This window comes from Bdellovibrionales bacterium (assembly GCA_016714165.1).
Lineage (GTDB): Bacteria > Bdellovibrionota > Bdellovibrionia > Bdellovibrionales > UBA1609 > JADJVA01.
Window position 1 is genome coordinate 1,982,564 of the sequence record JADJNU010000001.1, and the last position, 21,177, is coordinate 2,003,740.

General features: G+C 46.3%; 20 protein-coding genes. 9 read left to right on the forward strand and 11 right to left on the reverse strand.

All coding sequences use genetic code 11. The annotated features are described in order from the left end of the window. The first annotated feature begins 50 nt into the window (after window positions 1-50). Window positions 51-560 carry a hypothetical protein gene (locus IPJ71_08945; protein ID MBK7843807.1) on the forward strand — a complete coding sequence of 170 codons (510 nt, stop codon included), beginning with the start codon at window positions 51-53 and terminating at the stop codon, window positions 558-560. A 39-nt stretch (window positions 561-599) separates the two neighbouring features. On the opposite strand, the gene IPJ71_08950 is transcribed toward IPJ71_08945, so the two are convergent. The 4 genes from IPJ71_08950 to IPJ71_08965 form a co-directional block, all read right to left on the reverse strand. Beyond that, window positions 600-1,967 (reverse strand): DUF1552 domain-containing protein, encoded by a 1,368-nt coding sequence (locus IPJ71_08950; GenBank protein MBK7843808.1) that lies wholly within the window; start codon window positions 1,965-1,967, stop codon window positions 600-602. A gap of 23 nt (window positions 1,968-1,990) precedes the next feature. Continuing rightward, a complete protein-coding gene (locus tag IPJ71_08955) occupies window positions 1,991-3,466 on the reverse strand; it encodes a DUF1588 domain-containing protein (protein ID MBK7843809.1) in 1,476 nt (491 codons plus the stop codon). Between the two features lie 392 nt (window positions 3,467-3,858). Further along, window positions 3,859-5,919: a DEAD/DEAH box helicase gene (locus IPJ71_08960; GenBank protein MBK7843810.1), complete on the reverse strand. Its 2,061-nt coding sequence runs from the start codon at window positions 5,917-5,919 to the stop codon at window positions 3,859-3,861. A 93-nt stretch (window positions 5,920-6,012) separates the two neighbouring features. After that, entirely contained in the window at window positions 6,013-6,882 is an 870-nt protein-coding gene (locus IPJ71_08965; GenBank protein MBK7843811.1) for an alpha/beta hydrolase, read from the reverse strand. Between the two features lie 35 nt (window positions 6,883-6,917). On the opposite strand from IPJ71_08965, the gene IPJ71_08970 reads away from it, so the two are divergent. Both IPJ71_08970 and tatA read left to right on the forward strand, forming a co-directional pair. Then, window positions 6,918-8,144, forward strand: coding sequence for a poly(A) polymerase (locus tag IPJ71_08970; protein ID MBK7843812.1), 1,227 nt, complete (start codon window positions 6,918-6,920; stop codon window positions 8,142-8,144). Between the two features lie 41 nt (window positions 8,145-8,185). Then, complete coding sequence (gene tatA / locus IPJ71_08975; protein ID MBK7843813.1) at window positions 8,186-8,455, forward strand: twin-arginine translocase TatA/TatE family subunit; 270 nt, start codon at window positions 8,186-8,188, stop codon at window positions 8,453-8,455. Here tatA and IPJ71_08980 read toward each other — a convergent pair. Together IPJ71_08980 and IPJ71_08985 are read right to left on the reverse strand one after the other, a co-directional pair. Beyond that, window positions 8,452-9,420, reverse strand: a complete 969-nt coding sequence (locus IPJ71_08980) for a glycosyltransferase family 9 protein (GenBank protein MBK7843814.1) — start codon at window positions 9,418-9,420, stop codon at window positions 8,452-8,454. The genes tatA and IPJ71_08980 overlap by 4 nt on opposite strands. After that, a complete protein-coding gene (locus IPJ71_08985; GenBank protein ID MBK7843815.1) occupies window positions 9,420-11,462 on the reverse strand; it encodes a transketolase in 2,043 nt (680 codons plus the stop codon). The genes IPJ71_08980 and IPJ71_08985 overlap by 1 nt, the downstream gene beginning before the upstream one ends. Window positions 11,463-11,668: 206 nt before the next feature. On the opposite strand from IPJ71_08985, the gene add reads away from it, so the two are divergent. Together add and IPJ71_08995 are read left to right on the forward strand one after the other, a co-directional pair. Next, window positions 11,669-12,682 (forward strand): adenosine deaminase, encoded by a 1,014-nt coding sequence (gene add / locus IPJ71_08990; protein MBK7843816.1) that lies wholly within the window; start codon window positions 11,669-11,671, stop codon window positions 12,680-12,682. Between the two features lie 198 nt (window positions 12,683-12,880). Then, a complete protein-coding gene (locus IPJ71_08995) occupies window positions 12,881-13,756 on the forward strand; it encodes a hypothetical protein (GenBank protein MBK7843817.1) in 876 nt (291 codons plus the stop codon). A gap of 175 nt (window positions 13,757-13,931) precedes the next feature. Here IPJ71_08995 and IPJ71_09000 read toward each other — a convergent pair whose 3' ends face one another. The 5 genes from IPJ71_09000 to nth are packed head-to-tail and all read right to left on the reverse strand — an operon-like array spanning window position 13,932 to window position 18,360. Further along, on the reverse strand, window positions 13,932-14,564 hold the full coding sequence (locus tag IPJ71_09000) for an ATP-binding cassette domain-containing protein (protein ID MBK7843818.1): 633 nt from the start codon (window positions 14,562-14,564) through the stop codon (window positions 13,932-13,934). Next, on the reverse strand, window positions 14,536-16,023 hold the full coding sequence (locus IPJ71_09005) for a hypothetical protein (protein MBK7843819.1): 1,488 nt from the start codon (window positions 16,021-16,023) through the stop codon (window positions 14,536-14,538). The genes IPJ71_09000 and IPJ71_09005 overlap by 29 nt, the downstream gene beginning before the upstream one ends. Window positions 16,024-16,032: 9 nt before the next feature. Further along, window positions 16,033-17,112 carry a thiamine ABC transporter substrate-binding protein gene (locus IPJ71_09010; protein MBK7843820.1) on the reverse strand — a complete coding sequence of 360 codons (1,080 nt, stop codon included), beginning with the start codon at window positions 17,110-17,112 and terminating at the stop codon, window positions 16,033-16,035. Between the two features lie 30 nt (window positions 17,113-17,142). After that, window positions 17,143-17,634 (reverse strand): DoxX family membrane protein, encoded by a 492-nt coding sequence (locus IPJ71_09015; protein MBK7843821.1) that lies wholly within the window; start codon window positions 17,632-17,634, stop codon window positions 17,143-17,145. Between the two features lie 36 nt (window positions 17,635-17,670). Further along, on the reverse strand, window positions 17,671-18,360 hold the full coding sequence (gene nth / locus IPJ71_09020; protein MBK7843822.1) for an endonuclease III: 690 nt from the start codon (window positions 18,358-18,360) through the stop codon (window positions 17,671-17,673). A gap of 138 nt (window positions 18,361-18,498) precedes the next feature. Between nth and IPJ71_09025 the strand changes: the two genes are divergently transcribed. The 4 genes from IPJ71_09025 to elbB all read left to right on the forward strand — a co-directional run bounded on the left by IPJ71_09025 (window position 18,499) and on the right by elbB (window position 21,171). Then, window positions 18,499-19,212, forward strand: a complete 714-nt coding sequence (locus tag IPJ71_09025; protein ID MBK7843823.1) for a GNAT family N-acetyltransferase — start codon at window positions 18,499-18,501, stop codon at window positions 19,210-19,212. A 125-nt stretch (window positions 19,213-19,337) separates the two neighbouring features. Further along, a complete protein-coding gene (locus tag IPJ71_09030; protein MBK7843824.1) occupies window positions 19,338-19,589 on the forward strand; it encodes a hypothetical protein in 252 nt (83 codons plus the stop codon). Then, window positions 19,574-20,416 (forward strand): hypothetical protein, encoded by an 843-nt coding sequence (locus IPJ71_09035; GenBank protein MBK7843825.1) that lies wholly within the window; start codon window positions 19,574-19,576, stop codon window positions 20,414-20,416. Before IPJ71_09030 ends, IPJ71_09035 begins: the two co-directional genes overlap by 16 nt. A gap of 104 nt (window positions 20,417-20,520) precedes the next feature. After that, entirely contained in the window at window positions 20,521-21,171 is a 651-nt protein-coding gene (gene elbB, locus IPJ71_09040; GenBank protein ID MBK7843826.1) for an isoprenoid biosynthesis glyoxalase ElbB, read from the forward strand. Window positions 21,172-21,177 lie beyond the last annotated feature (6 nt).

Consider the following 21,177-nt stretch of genomic DNA (forward strand, 5'->3'; position numbering starts at 1 on the left):
CTGAGATGATTCAATGGCTATGCAAGCATCTTTTTTTAATTTGCTTCTTGATGGGTCGTTCCGCTCTAGCGGCACCCATCCCAGTCACTTCCAGTTCCTTTGTTATTTCGAATCAGATAGGAAAATATATTTCTGAGCGTGGATTCTCAATCCATGCCGAAAAAACAGATTGGATTCATTCTGCTTCCCCTCCTGATAATCCTAACATTGCCGCTCTCTACCGTTCAAAAACGACTCATAAGGGAGTTCAAGCAGGTCTTACCATTCGCGTCGACGATCTCCAAATCAAGCAGTCACTAAAAAATTATGTCAAACAATGGCTGAAAGACTACCCACGCTTTGGCTTTGATATACTCAATTCAAAGCCAATCCGAATCAACAACCAACGCGCCTTTTTGCTCGACATGATCAATCGCCAGACTTCCAGACAACTGAGACAAGTTGTTTTTTTGAAAAACAAGACTGCAGTGATTCTCACCTGTCGAGACCACCGCGAATCATTCAAGAGCGCACTCTCAACCTGCAACGAAATAATTTCCAACTTTCGCTGGGACAGTTAGGAACATTTCCCTGTTAACCCTTCAATATTTAAGGCGATTCTAAGAAAGAATGCCCGAGTTTCCTGATGGAGTTGATTTCTCACTAGTGATGGGATAGGGGTAGCCCACCTTTACTGTATCCCAGGAGATAACATTTCCCGTGTTGGGATTATTAATTCCGTATGCCTTGAGCATATCGATCAAAAGATCCGAAATTGGACGAAGGGAATTCACGCTTCCCACTTCCTGTCCCCACTTAAACCCAGTCCCTCTACCGGCAATCAAAATGGGAGTATTGACGTTGACGTGTCCCAAAGCACAGTCACTCCCCGCATAAATGATCGTTTCATCGAGAAGACCTGCATCTTTGAATTTTCGAATAGCATAGCCAATCGTATCGACGTGGCCTTGTATAATACTGTGATATCTATTATCGCATTCTGCACCAGTGTGAACATGATAGGAATCGGCATCTCCTCTTCCAATATTACTGACTGATGTGTCCATTGTAATCGTACTGGTTCGAACCAAATCACATTGATGCGCGATAACATGTAGATCAATGGATTTTCGTAAAAACATATTGCAACTATTTATATCGGCTAAGTTGGCCGTGACAGACCCAAAACTGCCAAGTGCGCTACAGGTTTTTGCAACGTTGCTATCAATATACTTTTCAATTTCACGAATCTGCGTAAGGTATTCATCCAGTTTTATAGAGTCACCTGAATTTACGGATGCTTTTATCGTACTTAAATCACTTTTTACAAAATCTAACACGCTTTTCTTACGAGCGACTTCTTTCTGACTATTAGCCGCGGCTTCGCTACTGATGATAAAGATCTTATCAAACATAGCCCTCATATTCACTATGGGAAGAATAGGTTTCGTAGAACTTGCCCAGCTAATGGTCTTTCCGCTGTCGCCATGCACAAAGCCCAGCCCACCGTCTTCGAGAGTGACTCCAGTAACCAAAGAATGTAGCGGAACACCAGAATTATCTGCTTTGACTTTATCAGCTATCAATTGATCTATTGACTTGGCGTTTTGTGGTGCGCTGAGAAGAAGTTGCTTATTTTGGATAGAATAGCCAGTGGTCAACATAGAATATCCATTTCCATGTGTTGTATCTGAACCATCGTATCCTCCGGCAACATCTCCGCCACCGAAACCTCGAGGAATGATCAGATTAGAACGAATATCAGAAAGAGTTCTCAGGTAGCCACCCACATCAAAGTGCCAATTACCCTTACTTCCCTTATCTCCTGCAGCTCCTTGGGGCCAAGCCATAGCAACAAATCTCTTTCTCATTCCAAGGGATTGACCATATGCGAGTGTTGAACCGAGGACTGAAATCGACTCCAAATAAGGAAGCCACAGCATCGCACCAACACCCCTCATGAAAGTTCTTCTTGCTATTTTAGTCATCAGGTCCACTCCCCCAATATCAATTACTGCCTTTTCATTGTAAACTGTGGAGACGATACAAGCGACTCGATGAGATCTCTCAAAGGCATCTCTTCGCTCGCTCCAGCCACCACATCAGCGACCAAACAATTACTGCTCTTATAAAAATCCATCTGACTAGCGAAAGAATTAATTTGTCTAACGAAGCAACTTTTGAACTCAAGTGAATTTCGCAATATTTGCATCATCCCACGGTGATCAACATAAGTTTGCCCAAGGAGTTCACCGCTCGCATCAACAGCATTGCCGTCTGAATAATACTCGCGAAACCCCCCAAAGCCATTGTATTTCTCCAACGCAATCCCAAATCCATCTATATACTGGTGGCAGCTCAAGCAAGCAGGATTTGATCGGTGATACTCAATCATACCCCGGACTGATCCAATACCCTTGTCTTTCAGCTCCTGCTCGATTTTCTCGATCTCTTCGATCGTGGACTGAGATATGTTTGGAAGTTTTTGACATATAAATCGCTGCTGAATTAAAGATCCACGACCAACGTAAAGCTTTTTTTCACTCTCTTTGAATGTCTTCATAAAAATAAGAGGATGGGTCAACAGCCCTGTGTATTCGTTTGACTGAACAGGCACAAGAGTCTGACCTTTCGTCCCTGATAGATTAAATTTGTTGGCGATAGAATCATTGGCAAATACGACTCCTGACTCTATCAGAGCTCCAATTGGCAGATTATTAGAAAGGACATATTCAAAAAATAATATTTCTGAATCATAGATTTCTCTTTTTGTTATATCATTGAATTTGCTTTCGTTTGACGACTGATAAGTTCCTTTGAATCCCAAAAACTGCGAGAGAAATTGAAAACTAAATCGCCTGAGATAATTGGGATTAGACAGTATTCTTCTCACATGCTGAATTCGAACCCCGGAATCTTGAATACGCCCGGACTGAATGTCTTTGGCCAATAAATCATCTGGAAGCGAAGACAAGAGAAAATAGCTAAATTTCTTTCCCAATTCTAGAGAGGTCATGAGGTTCTGAGAATCATTATTGAGAAACTTAATATGAAAACTCAAGCCTGAAAAAAGAGCCCATAGCGCGTCTTCAGTAGACTGATTGAAATCGGCATCGCGCAGAATTGAGCCCGAGAATACACTGAGCAATTTTACTTTAATTGAAGCAATCTCCGATTCAGGATAAATTTTATTAAGAGCTCTTTCAAGAAATTTATCCAACTTTGCTTTTGCACAAATCTCATCAACGCAATCACGGTTTATTTGCAAGGTCAGGATTCTTGAAAAAATTTTTGCGATTTCCATTTTAGATTCAACGAAATCAGGGGAGATGGATATTTTGGTATGGCTATCAAAACCATTTTCAGCTGTAGGAAGAGGTGCCTTTGACGTTGTTTGAAATATTTCATTCAACTCAGTCTCAGAAAGAGATCGTGATAAAAGATCCTCAAGAGTATATGCATATTGATAGGGTGTCAGTGACGACATTTCGTACAGGGAAACTTCAGCCTTTCGATCTTCACATTGAATTTTGCGGTCATTTTTAGTTTTTTCGCCAAATATCTTTGAGTTGAATCCTGAGCCACAACCATTTCCAACGAGGACACTAATGAATGCAATGCCTACCCCTAATGCAGAAAATCGAACCCATTTTGACTGAAATCCAAAATGTTCCATATTGACCCATTAAAGTTGCAAAAAAAGGACCAGCTTTACAATATTTTATATGAAGTGGCGCTCTGTGTGGATGCGGGATCTTGGACATTTAGCTCTGCATATCTTGTGGTCGTATGATGTATCAGTCATCGAAAAGAACGAACAGACTCTATCCACTTGAGCATGGGATAGTCGGTATGTCACAAATAGAGACTCCCACGAGATCAGGAACCGCCAAATATCTTTTTGAAAAAACCAGAAACCTTTTTCCCAAGAGAATCTTTTGCCACCACTTGCTGATTTGTGGCCCGACGCGCAGGTGCACTTGCTCCTCGTCCCTGCTGCCCATGAACCTTGCGGGGACCGCTGCCGCCCTGAGTTCCCCTACCTTGTTGAGCGCGCTGATTCGACCTTTGATCTTGAGCTTGCCCCTGATTATTTTGGTGGCGGCGCTTGTCAGCACCAGGACCATGTCGACGTGAACCGTCATTTCTGTTTCTACCGGCTGCATCTCCTGCCTGGTCTCCCGCCTGCTGAACACGCTCTCTGTCGCCTGAAGCATGACGCCCCCTCGACCGATCACGATGGGACTCAGTTCCTCCCGATGCAGCAAGAGAGGACGACGCTGTCGCAGACGATGACTCCGCCTCATTTCGAGGCCTATAAGCTGCGCTTGCCCCTGCAGACCTTGCGGGTCGACGTTGCTGGCCACTGCTGCCACCACGGGACCCGTGCTTATTTTCTCCCCTTGGGGACCGCGCTTCATTGCCCGTCCTTCCGCGGCCTTGCGGCGAAGCCCCTTCCTGTCGATCGCTTCCCTCATCATTCCTATTTTGGTTGTCGTCAAATTTTCGCTTGGACCCGCCTCGATCCGGGCGTCGAGGTCCTCGACTCTCCCGCGGACCGCCTCCCGGTGCCTTCCTATCAAACGGCTTCATTCTTGGCGGATAAGGAGACAGCTCTCTCTCCAAAGGAAAAGGTGAAAATTCAGAAACTAGAAATTGATCGTCAAGCCAGGACATCTCAACTTTGTGACCCAAATAATCCTCTATCCGGCGAAGGGCATCCAAGTCTCGATCGCCAACAAAGCTAAACGCCAATCCCTTCGCTCCGGCCCGGCCCGTTCGGCCAATCCGGTGAACATAGTTTTCAGGATCATCTGGAAGGTCGAAATTTACGACAATATCGACTCCGAGGACGTCCAAACCACGCGCCGCAAGGTCGGTGGCAACCAAAATATTTCTTTCGTTATCGCTTTTAAATTGAGCCATCACCCGATTTCGCTGAGCTTGAGTCATCAAGCTTGAAATCCCAACTGCCGGAATACCATTCCGATTTAAAAACTGAGTGATCCTCTCTACGTTGCGCTTAAAATTGCTAAACACAATTGCCTGACGAGGGACTTCCTTCTTTAGAATAGACAAAAGAAATCGGGGTTTGTCTTCCAAGCCAACGTGAAAAATAACATCATCAACATTCTCGGCCTTTGGTTGATCTTTGCTGACATTAATCTCCACTGGCTCTGAACCAAACTCATAACACACATTGAGAACATCAAAATTAAGAGTCGCACTAAAGACCAGCAACTGGCGGTCTCTGGGGATACGATTTAAGACATATTTCATGTCTTCCTTGAAACCCATATCAAACATGCGATCGGCTTCATCAAAAACCACAGCTCGAACCTGGCGCAAATCAACGACGTGTTCTTTATAGAGGTCAATCAGTCGTCCAGGTGTTGCCACCACAAATTCAACGCCGTGACTGATCGCCTTCTTTTGCTTGTCGTAGGCCATACCACCATAGATGGCCGTACCTCGCAGACCCGATTCAGAACCGAATAATTGCACAGTCTCGTAAACTTGCTCGGCCAATTCACGGGTCGGCACCAGGACCAACACGTAATTCGTTTTTTGCCAATCAACAAAGGCCCTCTTTTCGATTGGCAATAAAGGTGAATCACCGTTGTTTTCGGTCTCACTTTTATTTGGTTCCGATGGCTTTCCTGCCGCACCCAATTCGGAGCGGATCTGTGCTTCAACGGCCTCGTCCCCATGAAGAGCCTTGCCGGCATTTTCAATATCACGCGCGCGCAGAATTCGCTCCATCAATGGTAAAACGAAAGCAGCGGTCTTGCCGGTGCCGGTCTGAGCCAGACCCGCAACGTCCTTGCCTTCAATGATAACCGGGATTGCCAATTCCTGAACAGGAGTACATTCAATGTAATTTTGCTTTTGAATCGCCGCCACAAGGGTCGGATGAAGATCTAATTCTGAGAATTTCACTAACAGGACTTCCTCGTCTCTGACTCATATCGTCAATGTTTATGTGGCACTAGTATACGAAGGTCGTGGTATTTGTCAAAGCACATGGCATATTCAAGCGGATTTATCTTGAATAAAAAAATCCTTGAGAGCCTGAATAAACAGAGTTGGCTGGTCAAAATGCACCCAATGCCCCGCCCCGTCTATTTCCACACCACTGATGAGAGGACTGCTTTCTAAGACTCGCCGGAAGGTCTCTCTGGAAAGGTCCTCGCTCTGACTCCCTCGAATCCAGAGAGTCGGAGTTCGCAAGGCTCGAACCTGATCCCACCTCTCATAGGCTCTCCCTTCCCTGATACTCCCTAGAATCGCTTTTCTCGAAAAACGCCAGTCAGCCGTCCCGTCCTGTTTTGCTTCGATGTTTGTGTAAAAGTACTGAGAAAGCACCTCTCCCCTTTTTCCCTCCCCAATGATCTGAGGAAACTCTTGATCAAAAAAAACCTTGGCCGCTTTCTTATCCCGAAATGGGGTGGGAATCGAATTCAAGTAAAATTCAATCTTTTCAACTGCTTCTGGAGGCGAATCGGGGCCAATGTCCTCGATAACTAGCTTTTTAACGCGACTCGCAAAAGAGTGGGCAAATTGGAGAGCATTCCTCCCGCCCAAAGAATGGCCCACCAGATAAATTCCTTCTTTCCATCCCAGTTCATCAAGGATCAATTGCAAATCTCGGGCATAGGCCTCAGGAGAAAATCCAAAATCAGGATGAAAGGATTTCCCATGGCCTCTTTGGTCAAAAACTAAAACATTGTATTGAGTCTCAAAAGCCGGAACGATTTTTCTCCAATTGGCGGCAGATCCCATTAAACCGTGCAAAAAAATGAGTTTGGGTGCGGAATCGGGCCCCGAAATTCGATAATGGAAATTTGCTAAATGACCCATGTCCTTCCCTTCCTGTTTGACCCATCGTGCAAGTCGCGTCATTATGGCCACCGATGGAAGTTACTCAAAAGCCTTGTTTGCATCAAGAGTGGATTGATCGTGATGCCCTAGATATTGTCAGGTTACTCCAAGACCGGGGGTTTACCACCTACCTGGTGGGCGGTTGCGTCCGAGATTTGCTTCTCAATAAGCAACCGAAGGATTATGACATTGCCACAGATGCGCGACCTGGCGATGTTAAGCGCCAGATTCGCAATGCCTTTATCATTGGCAAACGCTTTCGGTTGGTCCTTGTCAAGAGAGGGGAACAACAATTTGAAGTGGCCACATTCCGCCGAGATTTAAAAACAGATGAAGTCCTTCCCGATCATATTGAAAGTGGCGACAATCTTTTTGGATCCCCCGAAGAAGATGCCAATCGTCGGGACTTCACGATCAATGGACTCATGTACGATCCGGTCAGCAATAAATTGCTGGATTTTTGTGGTGGCCTCGGTGACCTTAAAAACCAGACAATTCGAACGATTGGGGAACCGAATCGAAGATTTAAAGAAGATCCAATAAGAATTCTCAGGGGCATCCGCCTCGCTCATCTCATTCGATTTAACATTGACCCTGAAGTGCGGGAAGCCATTCAATCCAATGCCGCCTCTTTGGTAGACACCGCTCTCCCTCGTCGTCGTGAAGAGATTCTAAAATATCTTCGTATCGCCGATCCAGCGCAGCCCTTCCTGGAATCTTACGACCTTGGAGTTCTCAAGCATATATCTCCACACTTACATGAGGTCTTTTCCCACAAAGAAAGTGCCGATCTTTTTTGTCATTACCTGAGTCACATACATGATAAGCCAATCGACCAATCTGATCCCGTTCAGTTATTTGGAGCCCTTGTCCAAGCTTATTACCGAGCCACAATAAACCCAGATCCAAATCGAACGATCAGTACCAACCAAATACTTGAAAACCCCGATATGATCAGTTTCATGCGTGGCGAGATCGGCATGTTTAAGCAAGAACAAGCCATGGTTGCAAAAGCCCTTCACATGCAGTCTATTCTTCGAAAAAGGGCGGATTTTGAACGTCGTGGCGAGCGACGCCAAATGGCCGTTCTGCAAACCGAGGCCTTCCACCTGGCGCTCCAGTTTTCTTCCCGAGAATACTCTCTATCAGGGGAGGATTGGCTTTACTGGGCCCAAAACTTCGAAAGATCACGGGATAAAATAGGAGAAGCACAAATTAAAAGTCGACGCAACAGATGGCGAAGCAACCGAAGGCGAACCGAGCGGAAGCCCCAGGAACTTTAAATCTATCTGCCTCGAAACAAATTTAAAGAAGGAAATTTTTTATGGGTTTTTCATTTCTGCACTTGCTCGTTATAGTTCTTATTCTCGTGGTTCTTTTTGGACCAAATAAGATTCCAAAAATTGGAAAATCCTTGGGCGAAGGTGTTCGCAGTTTTAAGAAAGCTCTTTCTGAGGAACCCGAAATTGATGTTACTGCATCCATAAAAAATCATCAAGTCGAAGAGAATCACGGCTCAGATTATTCTCAAGAACAAGATAGATCTGACTCTGCTCCTTCCAAGAAGGAAAAAACAACCTCAAATAAAAGCTAAGCCTGAGAGGGATCAACGAGCTGTTTTGCCAGATCTAACACCTCTTCGGCCCTGATCACATTCAGACATCTCCTGTCGAAGGGACAGCTGCGATTTTGATTACATGGCCGGCAAGAAAACTCGCGCTCAACTGACCTGACTCCAAAGCCCGTGCTCAAGCTCAAGGGCGCATATTCTCTCGGTAAGGTAGGTCCATAGACTCCCAAACATGGGACTCCCAAAGCGGCCGCCAAATGCATAGGACCGCTATCAGGGCCAATAAATAGCTCTGCCTTGGGCAATATTGCCTTCAATTCAAAAATGCTAAACGGCAGATAGGCGGTCTGGCCGTCTGCTTTTTTTTTGAGTGCCTCAAGAGCAGCAGAGGAAGTACCTAACAGTAACACCCACCTATTTTTCTTTGTTAGACCCGCAATAATTTGTAAGACGAGAGCTTCTGGCAAGGACCGAATCGGATTTGAAGCTTCGACATGAACGACCACCATTCCGCTTCGATCTCTCCCATGGTGACCAAACCATTCGCTCAATTCTGTATTCAAGGGAATTGCGGAGAGACCCGGATTTTTGTTTGGGTCGCAACCCAAATGTTGAGCGATGGGACGATAGTCTTTTACAATATGACCATAAGAATTTTTTGGGAACTGTCGTGTATAAATGTTTGAATATTTAAAGCGCCGAATCCAATTTTGATATCGACCAATTTTTTCTCTCGACTTTATTTTTTTTACCAAAGCTCGGCTCACCGATGAGGAATCAAGATCAATCACTCTTTCATATTGAGAATCCAAGCTTGTTTCGTCGACCTCTGTGATATTGTTCTCTCCAAAAAAAAGTCCACGAAAAGATTTTCTCAAGAAAATATCAACGGGGCCCTGGAGTGCCGCCCCAGTGACCACAGAAGCCGCAGAAACAACATCGCCCAGATTGGCCGTGTGGATAAATAATGTCCGGCCCTGTGACTTCATCAAATTTCCAAAGCCGCTTGCACGATCGCCTTGGCGTCCATTCCGTGCTTCTGATAAAGTTGGCCGGCTTGATAGGCACTCTGCCCGAAGCCGCCTCGAACTCCGATTGATTTGAGCTTCAATTCAATCCCTCGCAAAAGAAGAGCCTGAGCTAGAATAGCTCCCATGCCTCCCACCAATTGGTGATCTTCAACCGTAATCAAGCGTCCTTCACTCAAACGAAGACAATCCGCAAACAAAGCGAGATCCGGCTTATTCAAGCAAGAGGGATTAACCACCGAACTCCTGATTCCCAGTGCTTCGAGCTCTTTGGCCGCCTTCAGGGCCTGAGAAAGCAAAGAGCCGCCCGGACAAATTGGAACCAGCTTTTTTGACGCCGGTGATTTTTCGCTTTCATGAATGAATTGGCCCTGTCCCAAACGATAAGAAGTGGGCTCCAAGCCATAGTTCAACGGAAAGTTTTCGCGTCCCAAAAAGAAGAGAGTCGAAGGGGGAACCTCTCCCGCCTTTCTCATCCCAACAAAGCGATCAATGGCCTGAGCCACCAAGGCCTCCGCTTCGTCGCTGCAGGTGAGCGCATAGCACTCCACATCCGGAATTGACGCGGTCATCGAAAGCCAACTCAATGCCTGATGAGAAGCCCCATCAGCGGCATCCTGAAATCCCGTGTGAGAAAAAAAAGCTATCACGGGGGCCTGGGACAAAGAAGCCATCGTCAACGGCAAGGCTCCTTTCGTCACTCCAAACTGCGCAAAGGTGTCGACAACCGGAATAAAGCCCTCTTTCGAGAGACCCGCGGCCATACTGATCATATTGGACTCGGCAACTCCCACATCTTGAGTGCATTCTGGAAAGGCCTTCTGAAATTCACGAACCCCAGTTGAACCTGCGAGATCTGAAGAAATTGAAAAAAGAGGAAGCCCCTCTTTTCGCTTTTTGATGAGAGCTTGACTGACGCCCTTTTGAATCTTTTCGCTCGGGACAGCAGACGAATTGGAGACAGCAGACTTTTTATCTTTTTGTTGCTGAACCATTTCTTCGGCCCATTCTAAAAATTCCTCCGGAACTTTGGCTCCACTGTAAATCTCCTCAATGAAGGCCTTCAGATCCTTCGCCTCCGTCAAAGGAAACCCATGCCCTCCGCTCGAACTCTCCTCCACTTTTTTGACTCCATAGCCTTTGATTGTCTTTGCGATAATCGCAATCGGCTGCTGAGGATGGCTCTCGGCTGTTTGCATAGCTTCTTCGAGGAGACTCACACATTTCTGAAGATTGTGAGGATCTGCTAGGCGAAAGACCTTCCAACCCAATTCGTTCAGCGAATCAAAAGTCGGCTGCATGCTAAAAGAATCGGCATCGATTCGACCCGTCAGTTTCGTGTTGTTATCGCTGATCACCAAAACAAAGGGGGCCATTTTCCCAATTTTAGCTAGTCCCGGAATCGCAGCCAAAGCCTCTCGCGCCTCACCCTCCATGCAAGCGCCATCGGATATCGCAGCAAAAGTTAAGCGTCGCCTCCCTGCCAGGCAATCCGCATAGGCCAAGCCTTGCGCCTGAGGCAGACTGGACCCCAAAGGTCCATTGGAAAGATAAACTCCCTCCGGAAAGAGATGAGACTCTCCATGGCCCGTCAACTGACTCTCGATCGAGCGAAATCCCTTGAGCTTGTCAAGACTGAGGCCCGCAAAACTGTAATTGGCCTTGAGGGCATAGATCCCATTCTCACAGTGTCCTGCATCATTGATGATGTGGGCTACTTCATGCCAGGGAACCCCGGTCTTCCGAGAGCGATGAAAGACAAGACCGTAAACGGCCCCCATCAATTCAGCGAAGGCCGAAGGTCCTCCAAAATGGCTGGCGGCCCCTCCCAACACAGCCTGCATGTCCATCAGTGAAACCAGGGCACGGGTCGAACGCGGATCCACCATTTCGACTTTTTCGCCACTCTTGAGACTGATTTCAATTGGCCATTGAGGGGTTCGCTGTGGAGTTGGAGCCAGAAGGTTCTTGAGAGGAATAGGGATCAACTTCGCTTGAGACATGAATTCGCCTTTGGTTTTAAATTAAAATAAGTATCAATGAAACAGGGACACACCACCGGATCATTCAGAATTGCAGATTTTTAATAGACAATTCTCAGGTAAGAATCCAGCTATTTACCAATTATAGCTTTCTGGGATACCGTTTAACACGTAATGTTATTATTTCTCCCTTGAGCCTTGAGATCGCGGCCTCTAATCTGATCCAGATGAATATACAAAAAATGCCGAAAGTTGATCTTCACCGTCACCTCGAGTTGAGCATTCGTCACTCGACTCTCCGAGAGCTTGCCCCGCACAGCGGAATCAAGATCCCCAGTGATCAAGTTTTTGCCGAGCGCTTTTTGATCACGGAACCCATGACCAATCTGGGTGCCGTTCTAAATAAATTTTTGGATACGCAGGTCCTATTAAAATCTCCTGAGGTTCTTGAGAGAATCACCTATGAATGTTGCTTCGACGCTTTTCATGTCGAAGGAATCCGTATTCTTGAGTTGCGCTACTCCCCCACCTTTGTTCGCCAGGGCCACGAAGACATGTCGTTTCAGGACATTCACGATGCCATTGTAAAGGGAATGAATCGGGCCACGAAGGAACTCCCCATGGCCGTTGGGTTGATTTGTATTATCCAAAGAATTTTGCCAGTCAAAGAAGCTGAACTTGTCACTCAATTTGCCATCGAAAACAAAGACAGCTTTGTCGGACTCGATCTGGCTGACAATGAAGAAGGTTTTGATTCAAAACCTTTCTCTCCCTTTTTTCGTTTGGCCGCAAGGGCGGGCCTCGGTATCACGGTTCACAGTGGTGAGGCCAATCTTCCAAAGGCCCCCCGTTATGTGAAGGAAGCCATCGAGCACCTGGGCGCGAAACGAATTGGCCATGGAGTTCAGGTTTATCGCGACCCAGAAATAATGGAATATCTCTCTCGAAATCGAATTCCCCTCGAACTTTGTCCAACCTCGAATTGGCTCACTCAAGCCGTTCCTTCTCTGGCTGAACATCCCATCCGAAAAATAATGGAAGCTGGAGTTTTAACGACAATCAATACCGATGACCCAGGGATTTTTAATATTGACCTCGTTCACGAATATCAAACTCTTCTCACTCATCACCTCTTTACAAAGGCGGAGTTTGACCGATGCAATGATATTGCCGCACAGGCGAGCTTTATCACTCAAGAAAAAAAGCAAAAGGTCTGGCCTCGTCCAATTGCCAAAAATTAATTTAACAGGTGGACAATCTGTCACATGACTGTGACTTTTTTGCCTAATTAGGCCCCCTCATAGCTAGACCTTTGTTTGACGCCTCTTTTCTTTGTACGAAATCAGTTGATGACTGACAAAAGATGAATAACCCTGATCCGGCGATCCAGATATTAAAAACGGGTTTTTACCCTTACGTTATAAAAAGGAGACTTTGGTATGAAATCTCTCACAGCAACACTTGCGGCTTTGGGTTTGACCCTTGCTGCTCATGCAACAACCGACATCAAATCCGAGTACTTTTATCAAGCCGCTCCCGACGCGAATATTCTGACTCCTGGACTGAATTACAACAGCAATTCTATTAAAGTAAGCGGCACCAAGACCGACACAACGGGCCAAAATCTCAACTTGGCTTACGAACGTGGGCTCACTGAAATGTACGCCGTCGGCGCCAATCTCGGCTACACGACCAGCAAAACCGAACAGGGGACTTCTGAGACCGACACCAAGGGACTCCAAGACATTCAGATCTTTGCAAAGGGCCGCTATTCCTTCGTCGAGGGAAGCAGCATGAACTACGGAGCAGAACTCTATTTCAGTCCAAGTGAAAAACAAAAAGATACTGCAAATAAAGAGAACGACGCCATGTCTGGCGGAAACTCTCTTCGCCCTTGGGTTGGTTATCAGTGGCTGATGGGCTCTCATGTGCTTGGAACCAAACTGTCCACTGATTTTCTGCTAGGCGAAAGATCAGTGAAAAACAAAACAGCAACAACAACAACAACAACTAAATCCAAAGGCGGCGAAGAGACAAAATTGGCCATCTTCTATGAAATCCCTCACGAAATGGGAGCTGTCGGTTTTGAGGCTTTTTACTCGGCGACTGCTGAGACAAAAACTGGCTCTACAGAAGGAAATGACGGCGCCAACATGATGGGTCTCGGAGTTTACAGCCCCTATCATTTCTCTGAAGCTGCCACTGTCATTGGCGTTCTCAAATGGTCACAATTGGCCAGCAGCAGTATTGGTGGTGTAGACATTGATTCAAGTTCTATTCTTTCACTCAATGTTGCCGGTCGATTCATGTTCTAGTGAGATCTTTTTCGCTTTAAAGCGAAAACAAAAAAGGCGGCTCAAAAGGCCGCCTTTTTTTTGCCTTTAATACAGCTTTTTGTCTTTAATAAATCTCCAGCTTGCAAGCCTTCGGTGAATTTGTTGTTTCAAACTCTAAGGCCGCCTTGCTGAACCAAACAAGCCACAAACCCCCTCAAACCAACCTCCCCTTCTCAACCCTCACAACCACCGCATCCATCGCTTGAATGTCCTCTTTATCATGGGTAATCAATAAACTTGGAACTTTGAATTCACCGATCACTCTCTTCACAAGCTCGCGGGCTTCTGCCCTGAGGTCTGTATCTAAGGCCGAAAAGGGTTCATCTAAAAATAAAAATCGAGGGCGCCCCGCCAAGGCCCGGGCAATGGCAACTCGCTGTTGCTCACCTCCCGAAAGAAGCTGAGCCTTTCGCCGCCAACAGCTTTCGAGACTCAAAGAATTTTTCAAGTGCTCCAGATCTTGAGCCCTCTCTGCTTTTGGAATTTTTCTCGCCTCTTGCGAGAATTGGACATTTTGTTCTGCTGTCATATGAGGAAAGAGATCATAGGACTGAAAGACCACTCCCAGTCTCTTGGCCGACATAGAAAGTTGGGCCAAATCAAGGTCTCCAAATATCCAACGCAATCCAGGACAGGGTTCAAGACCGATCATCAGTCGAAAGATCGAAGTTTTGCCGGCCCCTGAGGGCCCCCAAAGAGCGGTGATTCCTTGATCAGAAATCTTCCATTCAGGAATATCAACTTGAAAATTTCCGTAATCACGAAAAAGATTCTGTACGACAGACACGGCCCAAGCCTCCAAACCCCAATAAACAGCTCATTCCGACAACAAGTAAAATTGAATTGAGAGCTGTAGCCAAATCCAAATGATAGGAAGTCATATAGCCCTTAATGGCAAGAGCCAAAGTCGTATTATTTTCGACGACCAAGGAGGAGAGTGCATAATCACCACAGGCCCAAAGCGAACTCATTCCAGCCAGCCACCAAAACTGCCGACAAATCTGAGGAAAAACAATTTTGTCAAAAATGGCCCACCACCCAGATCCTCCCAATCGAGCCACAATCACTTGGTTTTGAATGGCAACGAGAAGTCCTCTTGCCAGCATTCGATATAAAGAAGGCACCACAAGGATCGCCAAACCACAGATCAGAGAAAGATGAACACCAGGCCAGCTATCGACACCCAAAAGCAAGAAGGCAAACCCTGTCAGCACTGTACTTGGCGCCGTGTAGCCAACCAAAAAACGATCCAAGCCAGGGTGGGGACCCAAACCCGCGACCAATATGAGAAGAAGAAACACCACGAGTCCTGTTCCAATTCCGACGATCAAGGTTCCGCTCAAGAGACTGGGCAACTCCGTTAAGAGTACTGGCGAATTCAAGAGATAACCCCAGCCACGGACGAATCCAAAAAACTGACCCACAACTAAAAAGAAGCTCACAAAAAAAGGGATTCCAAAAAGAAAAGGAACACGCAAGCCTGTCAGATTGGGCTGACGACTGATTGTTCCTGTTAAATTTTGCCTCACCCCAAACGAGAAAAGAAATAAAATAAATATCTGTAAAAGTCCTAACAAGACGGACTGAGACCAGTTTCCACTCAAACGAATTTTTTCGTAAATCAATACTTCAAGCGTAACCCCCTCTGAACTGCCGAGAATCAGAGGAATCGAGAAGCTCGCAAAATAAAGTGTGAACAGATAAAACGAGAAAGAGACAAGATCGGCTCGCAAATAAGAGAAAACTCCGCTCTGAACCATCTTCCACCGCGAGGCCCCCTCAATCCAACTCAACTCGATCATAGGGCCTAGCTTCGATTCAATCACTCGAGCTAAGACAACTGAAGTCAGGCCGAGATTCATCAAAATATTGACGCTCACAATTCCCCACAACCCAAATGGTTCAAAGTGAAAAAATGAAGCCATATTCAAGTATGGCAAAATCACAAATAGAGGAGGAAGAAGGCTGGGAAGAAGAGCGAATACTTCCGAAGCAGAGCGCAACTTCCCTTGGGAGAAAGAGATAAGCCCCAATGCCCCACCCGCTCCTAAGATCATTGTAAACAAAGAACTGAGAAATGCTTGAATCGTCGTAAATGAAAGAGACTCCAGCAATTCGGTGTGATCAGGCCAATCCCAAGATTTTGAAAATCCAGTGATGACAAGAACCGGAAAAACGAGAAAAAGTCCCAGTGCCGCGCGCAAAAGAGATCGAAGGTCACAAAAGCCTGAGAGCCTAGCGTTCACTCCAGGTCCTCATTTCTTGACCCTCGCTTTTAAAGTGTCCACAAACTTTTTTGCCCAATTGGTCTCGCTCTTGTCGTAGGCCTCGTAGGAGTCCCACGAAATCAGTGGGTACTGAGCCATCTCAGCAAATGGGCTAGAATCTTTCACTCCAGTCACAACCGGCAGCATAAAGTTCTTTTCCATCAAGATTCGCTGCGATGCGGGTTCAAGTAGGAATTGAATAAATTGCTTTGCTTCCCCGCAGGTCACACAGTGAATGGGAATTCCCGCCAACTCCACTTCGAAGGGGTGGGGCTCATTGAAGACAGCCGCCTTATAGCTCTCATCCTTTTCAACTAAACGATGATAAAAAGGCGAGGTCGCGTAAGTAAAAGTCAGCTTCGCATTCTTACTTCGAAAGAGACCGTAGGAAACGCTCCAACTCGGACTCAAAGGAAGCAAGGCGTGTTTGAGCCAATCTATGCGCGAGTTTGAAAATTGCCCCGCCTCCTTGTCCCAAGCCCAAAACGATAAATAATTGCCCGGCGTGCTAAAACGAGGGTCTTGCCCTGAAATTGATCGCTTGAATTCAGGACGCGGCAAGTCCTCCCAGGATCTCGGAGGAGTGACCTCGCCCTCGCGATACACAAAGGTCATTGGAGCCCAATTGTACGGAACAAATTTATAACGATTGGCCGCAGCTACACCGCCAAAAAAATTCAACTCCGGAACCATAGAAACTTTTGGTGGATAAGCCCAATCCTGCCAATTGAGTTCTCGTTGTGCTTTGCCATGGTGAAGCAGGCTAATTCCCAAAACCAAATCTATTTGCTTCTCAGACACTGATTTTAGGCGCTCTACCATAAGGGCCGAATCACCCCCATCGACGAATTCAACATCACAAGGAAATCTCTTTTCGTACTCAGCCTTCAAGAGAGGCCCAGGCCCAGTTGGTACAAAAAAAGAAGAATACGTCATCACTCTCAGAACAGTGCGATGGACCACAGGGTCTTCGGCTCGGCGAGCGACCCCATAGAGAACCCAGCCCAAGAGGCCCAATCCGACAACGACAATACTTATTGAAAGAAAAAAAGATGATATTCGTTTCACTGAAACAAGACCTCGACAAAGTTCATAGACTTACCACCAAATACCGCGCTGACGCTTATAGAAAAAATAATCCATTCCCATACAGCGCCCCGCACCCACCCACCACATCATCATGAATATCGCCAAAAAAAGACGGTGCAGATCGCTAACAAAAGGACCTGTCTGATAAAAGAGATTGGCCGTGAGAAAAATTCCCAGAAGGGCTGTGGGCCTGACAAAAAAGCCAATAATAAAACAAATCCCTATTGCAAATTCGCAGTAGGTCACCAAATAAGCAAAAATCTTCCAATTGGGCACAACAATCGATTCCAAAACATCCTTATACCACTCAGGGGCCTGGCTCACTGGCAGCCATTCATCGATGGATCGACTGAGTATGGGTTGCACGAGAAAATCCCCATCGAAATGCTCCATGGCACGATTAAAAAAATAATAACCCGTATAGACTCTTAAAAAAGCCACGGGCAACATATGCCCTACGTACTTCATGCTCTCAAAAAATGAAACTATCATAGCGGTCATCTTCCCCCATCGGAGTGAGACGTGTCAATTGCGCCTTCATAACCGACGCGGGCAAAGTTCAAACAGGAGACATTTTTCACAATTTGGCTTTCGGGCTCGACAAACCCTCCGCCCATGCCAAATCAACCAATGGGGCAGCAAAATCCAATATTCTTGAGGAACAAGTTTCATTAGTTCCCGTTCAATTTTTTCCGCCTCCTGAGCTGAAACCAATCCCAATCGGTTTGCAAGGCGAGTCACATGGGTATCAACCACAATTCCCGAAGTAATTCCGAACGCATTGCCCAGAACAACATTTGCCGTCTTTCTTCCAACTCCTGGAAGTCTGACCAATTTTTCCATGTCCCGAGGGGCCTTTCCTCCAAAATCCTGAATCAAAAGCTGACAGCAATTCTGAATATTTCGGGCCTTATTTCGAAAAAAACCCGTGGGTCGAATATCTTGCTCAAGCTCCGTCAGTTCTGCAACAGCAAAATCCTGTGGAAAAGGATATTTAACAAATAACTTTTTCGTCACCTGATTGACTCGCTCATCTGTGCATTGAGCACTGAGAATGGTTGCTATCAACAGTTGCTCTGGATTCTCATGATCGAGAGCACAATGAGCATCAGGATAATATCGCATGAACAATTGGATGATATCGTTCATACGCAGACGCCTTTTCTCTTGAGACTCAAGTCTTGATCCTCTCCTGACACTGCCTTTCGATTTGAGCTTCCTCTTCATTTTCTTGTCTCCAGTTGAGATGGGTTAATTGTCGCCTCGTCCGAAGTCAAGGTTTGCCTCTCTCCCCAAGTCCGGATTTCAACTGATTTGTACAGTCGCCAACGGGTCACAGCTACAATGGAATGGGAGGAAAGAATCATGGAAGGACCACGGCCCCCACAGTCTACCGAGTTCAATGAAATTCTTGACTTCCTTAACTACAATCTTCGACCCAAAGCCACTTGGTCTATCAGTCAAGAATATCCAACCGCCTTGAACTCAGAAAATATGAACAACATTAGAATTATCAAGGCGGAGGGAAAGATTGCGGCCCATGCCGTTGTCCAATACAGCATCACAAAAACTGTCGCAGGGCTTTTCAAAGTCGGTGCCATTGGAAGCGTCGTCACAGATCCCGAATTTCGAAACCAAGGATTAAGCAAACAAGTAATCAATGAATGTGCAGAATCTGCCCGCCAAAATGGTTGCGACTTTGCTGTCCTATGGACAAATCTCTACGAACTTTACCGAAAGCTGGGTTTTGAACTCGGTGGGACAGAACTTGCTCTCATCATTGAAAAGAACTTCGAACCACCCCAAAACAATTTGCGATTCATGGACACTCTTCGAGTCGCACCTGAGGCTCTTCTCAGATTGTACGCCCAGCACACCATGGGAGCCGTTCGAGTCGCCGATGATTTTCGCCGCTATCTCAACATCCCCAATACCCATCTCTACACTGCATGGGATGAGAACAACACTCTAAAAGCCTATGCCGTTGAGGGAAAGGGAGCGGACCTTATTGGATACATTCACGAATGGGGTGGGGGTGTTTCAAGCCTTCTCCCCTGTTGGCTCACATTAGAAAAGTAAAATCCTCAAGTATCACTCTCATATGCTCTCAAACAGCCGAGAATCTCTGCCGACAGCTGCAAGCATATGGGGCCCTCTGCAATCGGGGTTTTCTTGGGATGTTCCGGATTCTCAATGCCAAAAATATGAGTTTCAAATTGCGCCGATATGCCCGTCAGCTCGGTCATGACGATTGGATCTTTGACTTCAAAGAGGGAGCCTACTACCTCGGCACAAGCAATAAACTTTTTAGGACTGAAAGCGAACAAGACATTATCAAACTTCTCTTTGGCCCCCTCAAAGCCTCTGAGCTTGAGGGATTTGACAAGTCCACAGCCGAAATGATCGAGGAAGTATTGCCTCTTCCGTTCTGGATTTGGGGATGGGACTCCGTTTGATTTTTCATGAAACAACCACAAAAAGTTTTCGCGGATATGCCATGATTCAGATGATTTCAGCGCTCATGATGATAGGTCTGATCATCTGGCTGACCTCCTGCACGAAAGATCCTGAGGAAAAGAAGTCCGAACTGGGCCCCGCCGCAAGCGTCGAACAAGTGAATAAAGCCTTAACAGATGCTATGGGCGGACGCTTCCCACTGGAGACAAGGGTGGGAGATCAAGCCCTTTATGAAATCAATCAAAGAATAGAAACTAACGACGTGGTTAAGCTGAAAGATATTCTCACCGAAGTCAAAGCACGCGAAGAAAGTGAACATTTTATTTTGTACCGACTCGATGAAATTTCCTTGACCTATGAAGGAGATCAAACGAGCACCCTGCGAAAAGAAATCGAATGGAGAATCGCAAAGCTTCATCTCCCCGAAATGCCCTCTGCAGGAATATCTCCCGTCCCTCATTTTCCTCGGCTGTTGTCTCTTGTAAATTCAAATGCTGACAAGGCTCCTCCAGTCACTTTTCACAATCTCAAGATCTCTTCCGATGTTCGCCCTGTGCCGTCGGCTGTGGCAGCGGATTCCCAGTGTCGCGGTCTGAATCCCTGCCAACTCAAGGTGACCGAGGTTTCATTTGATTTTGTGGAGTGGCCCTCTCCAACCGACTGGAGGACAACCCAATATCGTTACATCTATTCTTCTGATACGCCTTACCCAGCCCACTTGATTTTACTTTGTGTCAAACAATTGGTGGACACAGCCTCCCGGGACTATTTTGTCTCGCAGTGCCAAATACTAAAAGATTTTCTAGCGGGACCGAAAACTCCCTAAACTGGCCAACTTGATTGTTGGCCAGTTTAAAGAAAGCTTGCTCCTCCTCCCAATTTGGATCAGATTATGTCCAGAATCAGAACCCTTTACCGGAGTGATTTCTCGTGAAAAAAATTGCTGTGATACTCGCTGGTTGTGGATCAAAAGATGGAGCTGAAATCACTGAGGCTGTGAGCACACTGATCACCCTCAGTGAACTCAAAGTAAAATTTGACATCTTCGCCCCTAATGTCGAGATCAGTGCCACCAATCACCTCAATGGTGCCATCACAAAGGAAACCCGCAATGTCCTCGTTGAAGCGGCCCGCATCGCTCGCGGACAAATCAAAGACCTCGTTCACTTGAAGGCTGATGAATACGATGGAGTGGTTTTTCCCGGAGGCTTTGGAGTCGCTCGCAGCCTCTGCACTTGGGGCAAAGATGGAGCTAACTGTGAAGTACTTCCCGATGTCAAAAGAGTGATCGAAGAATTCTACTCTCAGGCAAAACCGATCTGCGCTATTTGTATTGCTCCAGCTCTCATTGCAAGGGTCTTAGGGCATTACGGAATTAACCTGACTCTCGGACAAGATTCCGAGGCCTCTCTTGAAGTCACTAAGACAGGCGCCATCCATGTCAAATGTGCAGCAAATGACTACGTGAGTGATCGCGAATCAAAAATTATCACGACGCCGGCCTATATGTGCGATACCAATCCCTTCGAGGTTTACACTGGAATCCGAAAAGCTCTGCATGAAATGGTAGAAATGGCTTAGACCTAA